Source organism: Halobacillus litoralis (assembly GCF_009856445.1).
In the GTDB taxonomy this organism is placed as follows: domain Bacteria; phylum Bacillota; class Bacilli; order Bacillales; family Halobacillaceae; genus Halobacillus; species Halobacillus litoralis.
On record NZ_WMFA01000013.1, the window covers coordinates 1 to 13,159 of the forward strand.

The 13,159-nt window shown below is 44.5% G+C and carries 14 protein-coding genes; 8 read left to right on the forward strand and 6 right to left on the reverse strand.

What is annotated here, in order from left to right; translation table 11 throughout:
• From GLW00_RS18330 to GLW00_RS18340, 3 genes are all read left to right on the forward strand, one after another.
• Nucleotides 1–223, forward strand: a 223-nt coding sequence (locus GLW00_RS18330; RefSeq protein WP_160914866.1) for an IS3 family transposase, incomplete at its 5' end; no start/stop codon positions are given.
• A gap of 355 nt (nt 224–578) precedes the next feature.
• Complete coding sequence (locus tag GLW00_RS18335) at nt 579–1,532, forward strand: BMP family lipoprotein (protein WP_335808494.1); 954 nt, start codon at nt 579–581, stop codon at nt 1,530–1,532.
• Nucleotides 1,533–1,544: 12 nt separating this feature from the next.
• Nucleotides 1,545–3,284 (forward strand): methyl-accepting chemotaxis protein, encoded by a 1,740-nt coding sequence (locus GLW00_RS18340; RefSeq protein WP_160916516.1) that lies wholly within the window; start codon nt 1,545–1,547, stop codon nt 3,282–3,284.
• A gap of 15 nt (nt 3,285–3,299) precedes the next feature.
• Here the strand turns inward: GLW00_RS18340 and GLW00_RS18345 are convergent, their stop codons facing one another.
• Together GLW00_RS18345 and GLW00_RS18350 are read right to left on the reverse strand one after the other, a co-directional pair.
• The gene (locus GLW00_RS18345; RefSeq protein ID WP_160916518.1) at nt 3,300–3,551 is read right to left on the reverse strand and encodes a DUF2164 domain-containing protein; all 252 of its coding nucleotides are present in this window, start codon (nt 3,549–3,551) and stop codon (nt 3,300–3,302) included.
• Nucleotides 3,552–3,570: 19 nt separating this feature from the next.
• The gene (locus tag GLW00_RS18350) at nt 3,571–4,173 is read right to left on the reverse strand and encodes a class I SAM-dependent methyltransferase (RefSeq protein WP_160916519.1); all 603 of its coding nucleotides are present in this window, start codon (nt 4,171–4,173) and stop codon (nt 3,571–3,573) included.
• Nucleotides 4,174–4,330: 157 nt separating this feature from the next.
• Here GLW00_RS18350 and GLW00_RS18355 point away from each other — a divergent pair, with 157 nt between their 5' ends.
• From GLW00_RS18355 to GLW00_RS18375, 5 genes are read left to right on the forward strand one after another with little or no spacing between them, the layout of a single operon-like run.
• The gene (locus GLW00_RS18355; protein WP_237417573.1) at nt 4,331–5,557 is read left to right on the forward strand and encodes an ABC transporter substrate-binding protein; all 1,227 of its coding nucleotides are present in this window, start codon (nt 4,331–4,333) and stop codon (nt 5,555–5,557) included.
• On the forward strand, nt 5,538–6,389 hold the full coding sequence (locus tag GLW00_RS18360; RefSeq protein WP_160916521.1) for an ABC transporter permease subunit: 852 nt from the start codon (nt 5,538–5,540) through the stop codon (nt 6,387–6,389). The genes GLW00_RS18355 and GLW00_RS18360 overlap by 20 nt, the downstream gene beginning before the upstream one ends.
• Entirely contained in the window at nt 6,386–7,186 is an 801-nt protein-coding gene (locus GLW00_RS18365) for an ABC transporter permease (RefSeq protein ID WP_160916523.1), read from the forward strand. Before GLW00_RS18360 ends, GLW00_RS18365 begins: the two co-directional genes overlap by 4 nt.
• Nucleotides 7,183–8,148: an ABC transporter ATP-binding protein gene (locus GLW00_RS18370; protein WP_160916525.1), complete on the forward strand. Its 966-nt coding sequence runs from the start codon at nt 7,183–7,185 to the stop codon at nt 8,146–8,148. The genes GLW00_RS18365 and GLW00_RS18370 overlap by 4 nt, the downstream gene beginning before the upstream one ends.
• Complete coding sequence (locus GLW00_RS18375; RefSeq protein ID WP_160916527.1) at nt 8,145–8,789, forward strand: TVP38/TMEM64 family protein; 645 nt, start codon at nt 8,145–8,147, stop codon at nt 8,787–8,789. The genes GLW00_RS18370 and GLW00_RS18375 overlap by 4 nt, the downstream gene beginning before the upstream one ends.
• Before the next feature lie 105 nt (nt 8,790–8,894).
• Here GLW00_RS18375 and GLW00_RS18380 read toward each other — a convergent pair whose 3' ends face one another.
• The 4 genes from GLW00_RS18380 to GLW00_RS18395 all read right to left on the reverse strand — a co-directional run bounded on the left by GLW00_RS18380 (nt 8,895) and on the right by GLW00_RS18395 (nt 13,007).
• Nucleotides 8,895–9,977: an FAD-dependent oxidoreductase gene (locus GLW00_RS18380; RefSeq protein WP_160916529.1), complete on the reverse strand. Its 1,083-nt coding sequence runs from the start codon at nt 9,975–9,977 to the stop codon at nt 8,895–8,897.
• A 55-nt stretch (nt 9,978–10,032) separates the two neighbouring features.
• Entirely contained in the window at nt 10,033–10,350 is a 318-nt protein-coding gene (locus tag GLW00_RS18385) for a thioredoxin family protein (protein WP_160916531.1), read from the reverse strand.
• A 71-nt stretch (nt 10,351–10,421) separates the two neighbouring features.
• Nucleotides 10,422–11,237, reverse strand: coding sequence for a DUF368 domain-containing protein (locus GLW00_RS18390; protein WP_160916533.1), 816 nt, complete (start codon nt 11,235–11,237; stop codon nt 10,422–10,424).
• A gap of 255 nt (nt 11,238–11,492) precedes the next feature.
• Nucleotides 11,493–13,007, reverse strand: coding sequence for a glycine betaine uptake BCCT transporter (locus GLW00_RS18395; protein WP_160916535.1), 1,515 nt, complete (start codon nt 13,005–13,007; stop codon nt 11,493–11,495).
• Between the last annotated feature and the right edge of the window lie 152 nt (nt 13,008–13,159).

Consider the following 13,159-nt stretch of genomic DNA (forward strand, 5'->3'; position numbering starts at 1 on the left):
ACAAAGTATGTCCCGCAAGGGCAACTGTCACGATAATGCGGTAATAGAAAACTTCTTTGGGTTAATGAAATCAGAGTTCCTTTATCATAAAGATTTTGAAAGTATAGAGCACTTCAAGCAGGAGCTCGAAGCTTTTATGGAAAAATACAATAATAGAAGAATCAAATCTAAATTAAGGATGAGCCCGGTTCAGTTCCGCGATAAATATCAAGCAACAGCTTAACTACATAGTGTCCAATTTTATGGGGTCATTACAAAAGCGGTGAGGAGGCTCACCGCCCGCCCCATGGAAAGTGTTCAAATGCGGAATCGTACTGGTAGACACGACTGTATAAGCAGAACAGCAACGGAATGTGCTTTTCATTCCTTTGCTGTTCTGCTTATGACGCGAGTGTCTGGACGATGGAGCAAGACGAACCTTCCTTTTCCCGGAGCCCCTAGAATTACACAAACATCTCGAAACTGAGCCTTCGACTAAAGGTGTTTTTATTGACCGAACACTTTAAGTCTTCCTTCCTATTTAAATCGTCCTGGGTGTTGCCGATATTTATAGATGTCAGACATCATATGAAGGAGTGGTGATTTTGAAACGTCTCTACATACTATTCGTCCTCCTTTCCTTGCTCATAGGAATGGCAGGATGTGCGAACAATGAAACGAAAGCGAATACAGAAGATCCGATAAGCGCTGGTCTGATTGTCACAGACAGCGGTCTTGGTGACGATTCTTTCAGTGATTCAGCTTTTCAAGGACTCGAACAAGCCCGTGATGAGTTGGGCATCACTTTTGATTATCGTGAACCATTTGAACAGGATTATGAAAAGAATGCCCAGGAATTATTAGAACAAGACCATGATGTCATCATCGGGCTTGGATATAATTCGCAGGAAGCCATTGAGAAGTTGGCGCAAGAAAATCCTGATCAAGCATTTGTCATGATTGATGCTGTCTCTGAACTTGAAAATGTAACGTCCATCACCTTTAAAGAAGATGAAGGCAGTTACTTGATCGGGCTCATTGCCGGAATGAAAACAAAAACAGGGACTGTCGGATTTATTGGCGGCGAAAAAATTCCAGTTGTCGAACGTTTTGAAAAGGGGTTCAAAGCAGGAGTGAAAGAAGCGAATCCAGATGCAAAGATTCTTTCTGAATATGCAGAGACCTTTGATGATGATGAACGAGGAGCGACGATCACAAACGAGATGGTGGCAGAAGGTGCTGACTTCGTCTTTCCTGCGGCAGGTTTTACAGGCATAGGCGTGCTGAAAGAAGCTCAGAAACAGGAAATTTACGCATTCGGTGTGGATAGCGACCAGTTTTTCGTAGCGGAAGAAGCCGTCGTCTCTTCCATGCTTAAAAATGTTAACGTCGCTCTCTATGATGTGATGAAACGTTTGAGTGATGGACAAAAGCTCGATGGAGGAACACAAACGCTCGGCATTCAGGAAAATGGCGTAGGACTTGCTCCGATCCGAGTGATCGAATTGACCCCTGAGGAACAAAATCTATTAAATGAAGCGACAGGAAAGTAAGGAGGAAACGTGATGACTATTGGAAGAAGATTGTATACAATGACTCTCATTCCATTACTTTTATGCCTGGCTCTCATTAGTTTCATTGTTTTTCAAATGATGGACTTACAACGCGCGTCCAATCAAGATGTTCAAATTTTACTTGAAGGGAAAGAACTGCATGGTCAGCTCGTCAGTGTGGAACAGGCTTTGACCACCTATGGATATAACCCTTCAGAAGCTTCACGCAGCGAAGCCGAGGTTCTGATCGAACAAACCGACAGCATCTTCGGGGATATGGAACCCCTCATTGCAACAGAAGCTCAGGAACAATGGTACAACCAGGCACAGTCAAAGTTTGAAAATTGGACAGAACTTGCATCAGGGGCCCTGGCAAGCAACGATACCAATGAAGTACAACGTCAAGCTGCGCGTACCGGTGGGATCATCAATGATATCTACATGCTTCAAAGAGAAGCGCAATCTTGGTATGACGCTCAAATGATGAATCAGAAACAGACCATACAAAACTTGATCCTGTTCACAATCATCGCAGCTGCCGTCCTTGTAGTTTCTACGATTCTTTCAACTACAAGACTAACGAAACTTATCGCGCGGCCAATTCGTGACCTCGCTGAAAAAGCCTCCGAAGTGGCTAATGGAAACTTAACAACTTCGATTGAAGTTAGTGATAAAGAGAAGGACGAAATTGGTCAACTGAAGCGATCCTTCCGTACAATGATCGGTAATCTGGAAGGAACCGTTCAATCTGTTCATCACATCGGGCAGAATGTACAAGATTTCAGTTCCCGTCTTCACAATGAAATGGGAGGCCTTTCTGAAATATCAAGTCAAGTAGCCCATTCAACCGAGGAACTTGCCCAAGGGAGCCAATCCATTTCTGAAGATGTCCAGGATGTGGCAAATCTTATGGATGATCTCCACCAAGGATTTGAAATGAATCGTGAACAGGGGCAATCCTCGAGGAAAGCCAGTCAGCAAGCCCTCACTTATGTCGAGGAAGGACAGACGAGCATAACAGATCAACGGGCGCTTATGGACCGAAGTGCAGCATCCATCGCGAACGTAGAAAAGTCCGTGAATCATTTCATCCAATATACGGATCAAATTGAATCTACCGTCAAACTCGTCAATGATATTGCAGAACAGACAAACCTTCTCGCCCTGAATGCTGCAATTGAAGCAGCACGCGCTGGTGAACATGGAAAAGGCTTTGCTGTCGTAGCGGAAGAAGTGCGTAAACTCGCCGATCAATCCACTTCAGCTACGGGACACATCACTGAAATGGTCAAGCAGATCAGAGAAGGCGTCCAAGTCATTGAACAGGAAATGCAGGAGACCATTCAAATTTCTGAGCAGCAAAACCTTTCGGTCGATACATCTAAGACAGCTTTTGAAAAAATAAGCGCCCAAGTGAAGAGAATCGACGAACAGCTGGAATCACTGGTCAATGGCTTAGATGAATCTAAAGATAAGAGTGCAAATGTTTATGTTTCCGTAGAGAATGTGAGCAGTATCGTTGAAGAGACAGCTGCTGGCACAGAGGAAATCTCTGCGTCTACCGTCGAGCAGCAAGCGGCCTTCCAACAGATGATCAAAGAAACGGATCACCTTGAAGATATGGTGGCTGACTTGAACGAGCAACTACAGCATTTTGAATGGAATCAACAACAGGCAGAAAAACCTATAGAAAAAAGTCTTGAAGTAGATTTTGAAGATGACGATGAAAGACCCTACACCGCTTCTGCTTAATGAAGCGGTGTTTTTTTATCTGCGTGTCGGTCTACCGGCAGGGCGTTCGAGAGATCGAAGGTCTTCATCGATGTTCATCACCTTTTGTTCCACCATCTGTCTCGCGTCTGCTACTCCTTTGTTATAAAAGAAGGGGCCCATCTCTTCCGCTAACTTATGTACCCATTGTTCAGCGGCAAGGTCACCAATCACTTCTCCCCGTTCTAACTCAAAATATTCTTTCACCTGAACCACCATATATTCTCTTTCTTCTTTCTTTAATTTCATATTCTTTCCCCCTTTTTCCTTATCCTATCATATTGTCTTTCATCCCTGTCACACAGACCGCATCGTTGGGTTTTTCTGATTTGAAGTGGATCTTCACATGTTTAAATCCTGCTTTTACAAGAAGGCTTTGCATTTGACCACCCAGCACTTCCGTCGTGTCATCGGTCGCCTCCTCTTCATGCGGAACCATCGTCAGGGCGATTTTCCCCTGTTCGCTGAGCAGCGTACACAAGTGGCGGAGAATTTCTATGGGATCCTCCCAAAAAGTGATATTGTTGACAGCGTAAATTTTGTCCAAAGGTTTGTGGAAATGCAGCAGTTGACCGGCCTCGCCATGAAAAATACCAACCTGATTTGAGTATGTTTGATCATTTAACTTCCTTAAAACCATTTCAACCATCGGCTCTGAAGGATCCATCCCATACAAAACCTCCGGTTCGAGGGCGGCTATTCTCTTCAAAGCTGCTCCAGAACCAAACCCGACCTCTAAAACGCGATCTTTCTTTCCTATATCCAGAAATGATAAGGTCCAGTCGTTTAACTCCCTGTTTTCTCTTTCCATAAACATTCCGGCGAACTTGCCTGTGATTCCTTTTGGTTTTGCGAATTGATTATAAATCATATCCCCGTCCTCCTTTTCTCCCCCTTTACCCCTATCTTTTTAGGTTCACGCATTCCGAAAGTAGTATTAGTTTTTTTCTGGTCGGTTTGTTTGTATGATAAATGACAGAGGGAATTATGTAAGACCCATATAATGAGAAACATAGGGGGAGATTCGGTTGAAGAAGTTCATGCCATTTTTCCTGCTGGCGATCCTGTTTATGACGGCCTGCAGTGATACATCTACAAATAATAAAGATTGGACAGAAGCTTCCTGGGAAGAAATCGAAGCAGAAGCAGAGGGTACAGAAGTCCGTCTGTACATGTGGGGTGGCGATGAAGGAATCAATGCCTACATTGATGACTATGTCACGCCACAGGTGGAAGACGAATATGGGATTTCGCTGAAACGCGTCCCTCTCGATACACCGGAAATTCTTCAAAAGCTCCAAACAGAAAAGCAAGCGAATAAACAAGAAGGCTCAATTGATGTGATATGGATCAATGGAGAGAATTTTAAGAATGCGAAAGAAAACGAATTGCTGATGGGATCTTTTACAGAAGTTCTTCCTAACTTCAATGACTACTACAATACTGAAGATCCAGCTTTCCAAAGGGATTTCGGTACGGAAGTGGAAGGCATGGAAGCACCTTGGGGCAAAGTCCAGTTCGTGTTTCATTATGATTCAGAAAAGTTTGAAAACCCTCCCGCTACATTTCAAGAATTACAAACGTGGGTAGCTGAAAACCCTGGCAAGTTCACCTATCCTAGTGCGGAGGAATTTACAGGCAATGCATTCTTAAGACACGTCTTGTATGCTCAAGCAGAACAGCCTGCGGATATTTATGAACAACCATTGGAAGAGAACAACATCACTCCAACTGCCGAGCGTACATGGTCCTATCTGAATGAAATGGAGAACAATCTCTGGCGCTCAGGGGAGCATTACCCAAACAGCCTGACAGAGTTAGACCGTTTGTACAGTCAAGGAGAAGTATGGATGACGATGGGGTATAACGAATCGCGTGCGGAATCACTGATTGAAGAAGGCGTATTCCCTGCTTCTACTCGTTCGTTCGTCATGGAACCAGGGTCCATCGGAAATACACATTTTCTCTCCATCCCTTTCAACAGCCCGAATCAACCTGGGGCATTAGCCGCCATCAACTTCATGCTTTCACCAGAAGCCCAGCTTGAAAAATATAAACCGGATGACTGGGGAGAAAATACACCGATCAGTTTCGATCAATTGCCTGAAGACATCAAAGAAGAATTCAAGGCTGTCGAACGAGGGGAAAGCGTGTTATCAACAGAGGAACTTCAAGAAAGCTTCCTGCCAGAATCAGAAGCCGCCTATGTGGATTGGATGAAGGAAAAGTGGTTCAATGAAGTTGTTCAAAAATAAAACCTTCCTTCTCTTCCTACCTGCGGGCGCCTTTTTGATTATCCCTTTCTACGGATTCCTTTATGCGGTCATTCAAAGCTTAGGTGGAGAAGGGTTCACTCATTATCATGAGATTTTAAACTCCGAACGTTTTCTGTCTTCTGTCTGGTTTAGTATCCGAACAGCAGGGATAGCGACCATTCTTTCCATCATCCTTGGTCTTGGTTTCACCAAATGGTTTTACCCGTTGTTGACCCATACCTCACACAGGGTGATGGTTTGGATTCCCATGCTTTTTCCTCATTTCGTTTGGGGATATATGATTATTCTTCTACTCTCGGAAACAGGATGGATGGCTCAAGCTTTCACAGCTGCCGGCTGGTTGGAAGACAGATCAAACTTTCCCGTATGGACCCGTGATCCGCAAGGCATAGGAATCATCATCACTTATGTATGGAAAGAGGTCCCTCTTGTGATTTTGCTGCTTTTTCCTGTGTATGCATCTATCCGTCCGGAGTATTATGCTCTTGTAGACAGCCTTGGAGGCAATGCGTGGCACCGCTTTACTACGGTCGATCTGCCTAACCTCCTCCCTGTTCTCGTGGAGTCATTTTTGATTATCTTCTCCTTCACTCTGGCAGCCTATGAGGTTCCAGCACTCATCGGAACCACCTTCCCCGAGATGATATCCGTGCTTGGGTATGAGTGGTTTTATGGAAGCTCCTGGGATGACCGCCCACTGGCCTTTGCCGCCATGGTCTTGACCAGTTTATTCCTCCTGATCCTGACATTAGTGGGTTACTTCATATTAAGCCGCCCTAGGTGGAGAGCGATGAGGGGGAATCGACCATGATTCGTAAAAAAGCGTGGTTTCTGATTTTAACTTTGCTTCTTTTCGTCATACCGCTGACCGCCTTGCTATTGCAAAGCTTAAGTGCCCCTTGGCGCTTCCATACGGGACAAGGCCTAGACTGGGGATGGCAGGGGTACGCCATCCTATTTGAAAACCCACAGTTGTGGGAAGCGACGTTCATTTCCATTGGAATCGGGTTTGCTGTGCTGTTCATGAATGTCACAATCGGTTTGTTTACAGGAAAAGCACTGGTCTCCTACGCTTACCGTGGAAAAGCCTGGTTGGAGGCTCTGCTTTTATCGCCCATTTTGATTCCATCCCTGGCCATTGCCATGGGCTTGCATTTATTTATGATTCGCATCGGCCTTGCAGACACCATCTGGGGCGTCATGCTCATCCATTTAGTACCGACTGTCCCATACAGCATCAAGATTTTTCATAACAGTTATCAGCAAATGGGAAAAGCCATGATGGAGCAGCCTCACATTCTTGGAGCAGGATTTTGGACACAGGTCTTCACTGTAGAACTTCCTTTACTCAGACCTGCGATCCGGAGTCTCACCTTTTTAACGATTGTGATTAGTCTGAGTCAATATGCCCTTACTGCCATTATCGGTGGCGGGCGGGTGCTGACGTTGCCATTGGTCTTTTTTCCTTTTCTGGATAATGCGAACACGTCAATCATGGCGGCGTTCTCGATCTGGTTCGCACTTATCCCCCTTTCCATGTACATCATCATCGAAGTTTTGATGATGTTTCTCCCCTACTCTCGATTGCCATGGAGGAATCATAGATGACACAGAAGAAATTAGAAATGAAAAACATTACGAAAACCTTTCATCAGGATAAGATTTTGAGTGAACTTACTTTCCATCTGGAGAAAGGTGAAATCATGAGCATTGTCGGACCCTCAGGGAGTGGCAAAACGACATTGCTCCGTATCCTCGCAGGACTTGAAAAACCGAGCGATGGCAAAATCATCATGAATGGGAAAGACATTACGAAACAGAAAGCGAACCGGAGAAGCATCAGTCTCGTTTTTCAGCAGCCATTGCTTTTCCCGCATATGACCGTAAAAGAGAACATCGTTTACGGTGCAAAAGTCTCAAAAAAATATAAAGAAGAAAAGGTTGATTCTTTACTGGAAGCTATCGGAATGGTGCGTTTCCAGAATCATTATCCTTCTGAAATTTCGGGCGGGCAACAGCAGCGGGTGGCCCTCGCCCGTGCGATGGCTACAGAACCTGAGGTGATCCTGTTTGACGAACCCTTCAGTAGTTTGGATCCATCTTTAAGGCAGGATTTGAGGTACTGGGTGCGGGACTTTCTTTCCTCAAGAGAAACGACCGCGGTATTCGTTACACACGATATGGAGGAAGCGATGATTATGGGTGATCAAATCGCTGTCTTTGAAGACGGGAACTTTCAACAAATTGGCACTGCTGAGACGTTACACAAGTCTCCAGCCAACTTGAGGGTTGCTTCCTTTTTAGGGGGCCATTTGATTTTAAATGATCACGAATTCGCTCCTTTACATGATGTTCAAGTAGGGACTAAAAAAACAGTGGAAGATGGGGTGAACTTCCAGGCTACTGTCGAGCATATCACTTACCAGCACGGACGTCCGATTGCCCATTTATATGTCATCGATCTTAAGAAAAAAGTATCTCTTCCGTTCGACGGAACGTTCCCCTCGCGGGAAGTCCAGGTTACGATTCCGACTGATTCCATAAGGACCTTCAGCGGAGAGACCCTATGAACAAAAAAAACATAGTACGGACGGCTTTTTTCCTTGGCCTATTTATTGCTCTTGCCTGGTTTGTCCGCTCCCGTTTTGACGTAAGTGCGGATAACATCCGCGCCTATATTCTATCTTTCGGAGCATTGGGACCACTTATTTTCATGGGGCTGTATATCATCGGCCCAATCGTCGTATTTCCTACCTCCGTCCTTTCACTCGCTGCGGCTTTCGCTTATGGAATCTGGCCCGGCATGCTGTATATCGTCATCGGAGCAACAGGAGCTGGAGTGACCGGGTATATCATGGGGAGATTTTTCGGAGACTCTGTACTTAAATTCCACCAGTCGAAATGGGCGGGTACCATCTATAAGCGGATGCAAGGCCAAGGTTTCCTTTATGTCTTCATCCTGCGCCTTATTCCACTCGTGGGGTTCGACATATTAAGTTATCTGGCAGGAATGACGAGAGTGAAGTTCCTCACTTTTGTTCTGGCGACGGTGATTGGGATGCTTCCCGGAACGTTTGCCTACAGCCTGGTGGGCACCAGTCTCGCGAGTGGAGACCGTACACTGATTTTCATCGCCTTCAGTGTATTCATCCTCCTCCTCGTCACCACCTACCTCTTCCGCAACAAAGTAAGAACCTGGCTCAAACTCTGAACGGGATTCCATGATCCAGCAGGATTACAAAAGACTCACTCTTGAATGTTTCTGGAAAAAAAAGAGTCTTTGATCGCGTCAAAGAGGACGCATCAAAGACTCTTTTTACTTATATTTAGCCATGAACTCACGATCAATTTTATTTTTTAACTGCCATGCCTTCTTGTTATGTGAACTGACAAGTCCATACACAAGAAACCCCTTCTTTCCGCCTGTTGATAAAATATATAGGGCATTCTTCTGTGGGACGAACGAATCCAATGATAAGCCGGAAAGATAATTTTTCAAGTTCTGCCAAAGGACCGGCCCTTGTCTTACCGCATACACCCCACTTTTTGGCAGGTCCGGATAATCAATCATTGTCACACAATCCCCGGCACCAAACATGTAATCAAAGTCACGGAATTGGAGAGTAGATCGTATAAGTGCGAAAGAGCGTTCATCTATGGCGAGTGACGAGTTTTCAAAAATCGGATCTCCAATGGCACCCCCCAGCCATAGCACACCCGTATGACGTACTCGATTGCCATTGTCCGTTTTGACGAATTCCTCAAAAACCTCTTCCACTCGTTCATTCTGCCAGACACGCACGCCTTTTTTATCCAGTAAATTTTTCAATCTTGCAGAGACCCATTTCGGTCCATCAGCAAGTATTCGGTCAGATGTAATTAAACGGACCTGCCCCGGAATCTTGTGTTTGTCCTTATAGGCTTGAATAGACATCGCAAGCTCTGTGCCGGCAGCACCTCCTCCGACAATGAGGGGTTTAGTCGTCTCTCTCAAATCTCTCATCTCATCTGTAAATTCGTAATTCGGCTTAATTGTCCGAGCAGCTGAATCCTCAAATGCTAAGGGTAAACTTTTAGATCCTATATCAAAACTGACAACATCAAAGGGATATACAGACCCATCTTCACAAACGACTTTTTTTTGCTTCGGTTTGATAAAGGCTGCTTTTTTGGGGATCCAATGGACGTTGGCTGAATTTGCTAACTGTCGAATATCTACACGAATATCCTCTTCCGAATAAAGCCCTTCAGTGAAACCTGAAAACATTCCTGAATAATACTGATAGGGGGAAGGTGTAATCATACAAACATCGACCTGTCTCCAATTTTCATTCCGCAGTCGACTTACTATTTCCAAGTGGGCATGACCTGCACCAACGAGCAATAACCTTTTTGACAAGAGAGCACCTCCTTACAGAAAACGCCCACATGGCAGAACCATGTGGACGTGTACTTTAAAGACTTGCCTGTAAAAACTCCTCTACTTCCTCTGGAGTTTTAGCATTCGCACTATGAAGGTGGGCTTTTTTGTTGCCATCTTTAAAAATCAGGATGCTTGGGATCCCCATCACTTCATACTTTTCCGCGATTTCCGGTAGTTCATCGCGATTGACATTATACCAATCGTACCCACTGTATTCCTCCAGGATATCTCCGATAAACATCTCCATTCGTCGGCAATCCGGACACCAGTCTGCTTCGAATTTTACGATGACCGGACGATCGCTTGCAATTGTCTCGTTGAATTTATCCGTTGTATGAATGGCTTCCATCAAACTCAATCTCCTTTATTTATAACTACTATTATCATACCCAAAATGTATGCATTTGTCTTTCCTCAGGCTTACTTATACTCCACCCGGCCCAATAGCCATGCGGCAAGCAACCCTCCAAGGAAAGCAACAATGCTTACAAGCATCATCACACCTGTGCCGGGCAATCCCGGGAAAATAACGAATACAGAACCGATGACTAGACCGATGATGACCGCAAAGGTTCCAGACGTATAATTTTCAAGGAAAAACTTAACAATCTTACTCATTACCACGATTCCACAAACAATTCCTGCCCCTACGACAGCAATGATATCAATACGAAAGTCAGAGATCCCTGAAGTGACGGTTGTATAAACTCCGATAATCAACAAAATGAATGAACCACTAATCCCAGGCAAAATCATCGCACTGCTTGCAATCCATCCAGAGAAAAACAATAAAATGTATCCAGCGAATGAGAGATTTTGCATCGGTTCGGATTCCGCTGTCTGGAAAAATGCCATCGAGGCAACGAGGACAGCTCCGATCAGCAATAACAAAAAATGTTTCGCTTTAAAATTATGCTTCACATCTGCTTTATGTGTTAAATACGGCAGCACGCCGATGATCAGACCCAGAAAGAAAAACTGTGTAGGGCCCGGGTAGTGTTCAAACAACCACTCAATTAAATTTGCCATCAAACCGATAGCAATGACCACTCCAATTCCTAGTGGCAGCAGGAATTTTAAATGTCTTTTCCATTCCTTACTAAAAAAACCGTTAATGGCTTCGATCAGGCGGTCGTAAATGCCGAGAACGACAGCAATTGTCCCTCCGCTCACACCTGGAACGACGTCACTCGCTCCCATCAGCATGCCTCGGTAAATATTTCTCCATTCCCACATATCTTTGGCTCCTTTTATATCTAACCCTTTTCCTTATTATTCTATCAGATTTCTCTAAGGTTTTATGATACATTTTCATGAAAATAAATACAATCTTTACAAAATAAAAGCCCACTTCCCTGTGATTTCGGTTCCTACGATTAGAAATCATCCCCCAAGACTCTATCACTCTTTCAATAACAAGCACCTTTTGAGAATAGAAAAATTGATGGAAGAAGGAACTCCCACAACATAAAGTGAAAGTTCCTTCTGTAATCAAGCTGATGTTTTTTCTTGTTTATCTTTCCCTCGATCAAGTGCGATTTTATCTGCACGAAGGGCTTTATATAAGGAAACGACCATTAAAATCATGATGAAAGAAAATGGAAAGGCTGCTGATATAAGCGCGTTCTGAAGCGCCTGCAATCCACCGGAGTATAACAGCACAGCGGCCATGGACGACTGGACAATCCCCCATACGAACTTAACCATAGTAGGCGGTGTCAGGGATCCATTTGTCGTCTGCATTCCTAATACAAAGGTCGCAGAGTCTGCGGATGTAATGAAGAATGTCCCGATCAATACCATTGCAATAATTGAAAGAACTAATCCCAACGGGTAATTATCGAATGTCCCGAACATCACCTGCTCTGTAGCTAGATCGGAAAGTCCTCCCTGATCCTGCTGAACTTTAATTGCAGATGATCCGAAAGTAGAAAACCATAGAAAACCTATAGCAGAAGGTACAAGTAGGACACCGGAGAGAAATTCACGAATCGTACGTCCTTTGGACACACGAGCGATAAAGATTCCTACAAATGGAGACCATGCAATCCACCATGCCCAGTAAAATACTGTCCAGTTGTTGATCCATGTACGGTTCTCTTCATTGTTCGGTGCAAGACGGAAACTCATGGACGGCAGGTTTTGTAAGTAGGCACCAATCGTGTCTGTAAACATATTCATAATAAACAGCGTAGGACCTACAATCAGCATAATCGCAAGCAATGCTATAGCTAAAATCATATTGGTGTTACTTAAATAGCGGATCCCTTTGCTCAATCCGGTATAAGCGGAGATCATGAACAGAACAGTCACCACACCTATGATGAGCAACTGAATACCGAAGGAATCTTCCAGCGGTGTGAGGAACGTCAATCCACCATTGATTTGTGCCGCACCAAAGCCAAGAGTCGTGGCCACACCGACAATAGTCGCAAATACAGCGATGATATCGACAACTTTCCCCCATGGACCATTCATTTTATCCCCGAATAAAGGCTCGAGTGTGGAGCTGATTAAGGCTGGGGCCCCTCGACGGAATTTGAAATAAGCGAGGACTAGAGCAACGATGGCGTAGATTCCCCATGCATGAACCCCCCAGTGGAAGTACACGAAACGCATGGATTCATTTAGAGCGGCGGCTGTACCCGTCTCTGCGGTCGGAGCGTTATTGGAATAGAAGTAAATCGGTTCTGCCGCTCCCCAGAAGACGAGACCGATTCCCATCCCGGCACTGAAAAGCATCGCGAACCATGTGGCGTAATTGTAATCAGGCTTGTCCGTAGGCTTTCCGAGTTTCATTTTTCCATAAGGACTGAAAATCATATAAAGACAAAAAATCACAAAACCAGTAACGATCAGCAAGTAATACCATCCAAAGTGAACTGAGATGTAAGATTGAATACTACCTGTAATGCTTTCAAGATTCTTCGGGGCAACCGAACCCCAAACGACTGAGAATAATGCAATAGCTAATGTAACCCAAAAAACGGAAGTGACTTTTTTCATTGTAAACTCCTTTCCAAAACCTTTGCGTATTTTCGATACAGAGGGATGTTCATTTGAGGGGGAAATGACTGATGTATGTATATCGAATACCCAAACCAAGAAAAAATAAACAATTAGTCGAATTTTTCCGACATAAATATAGCCCAAAAGAC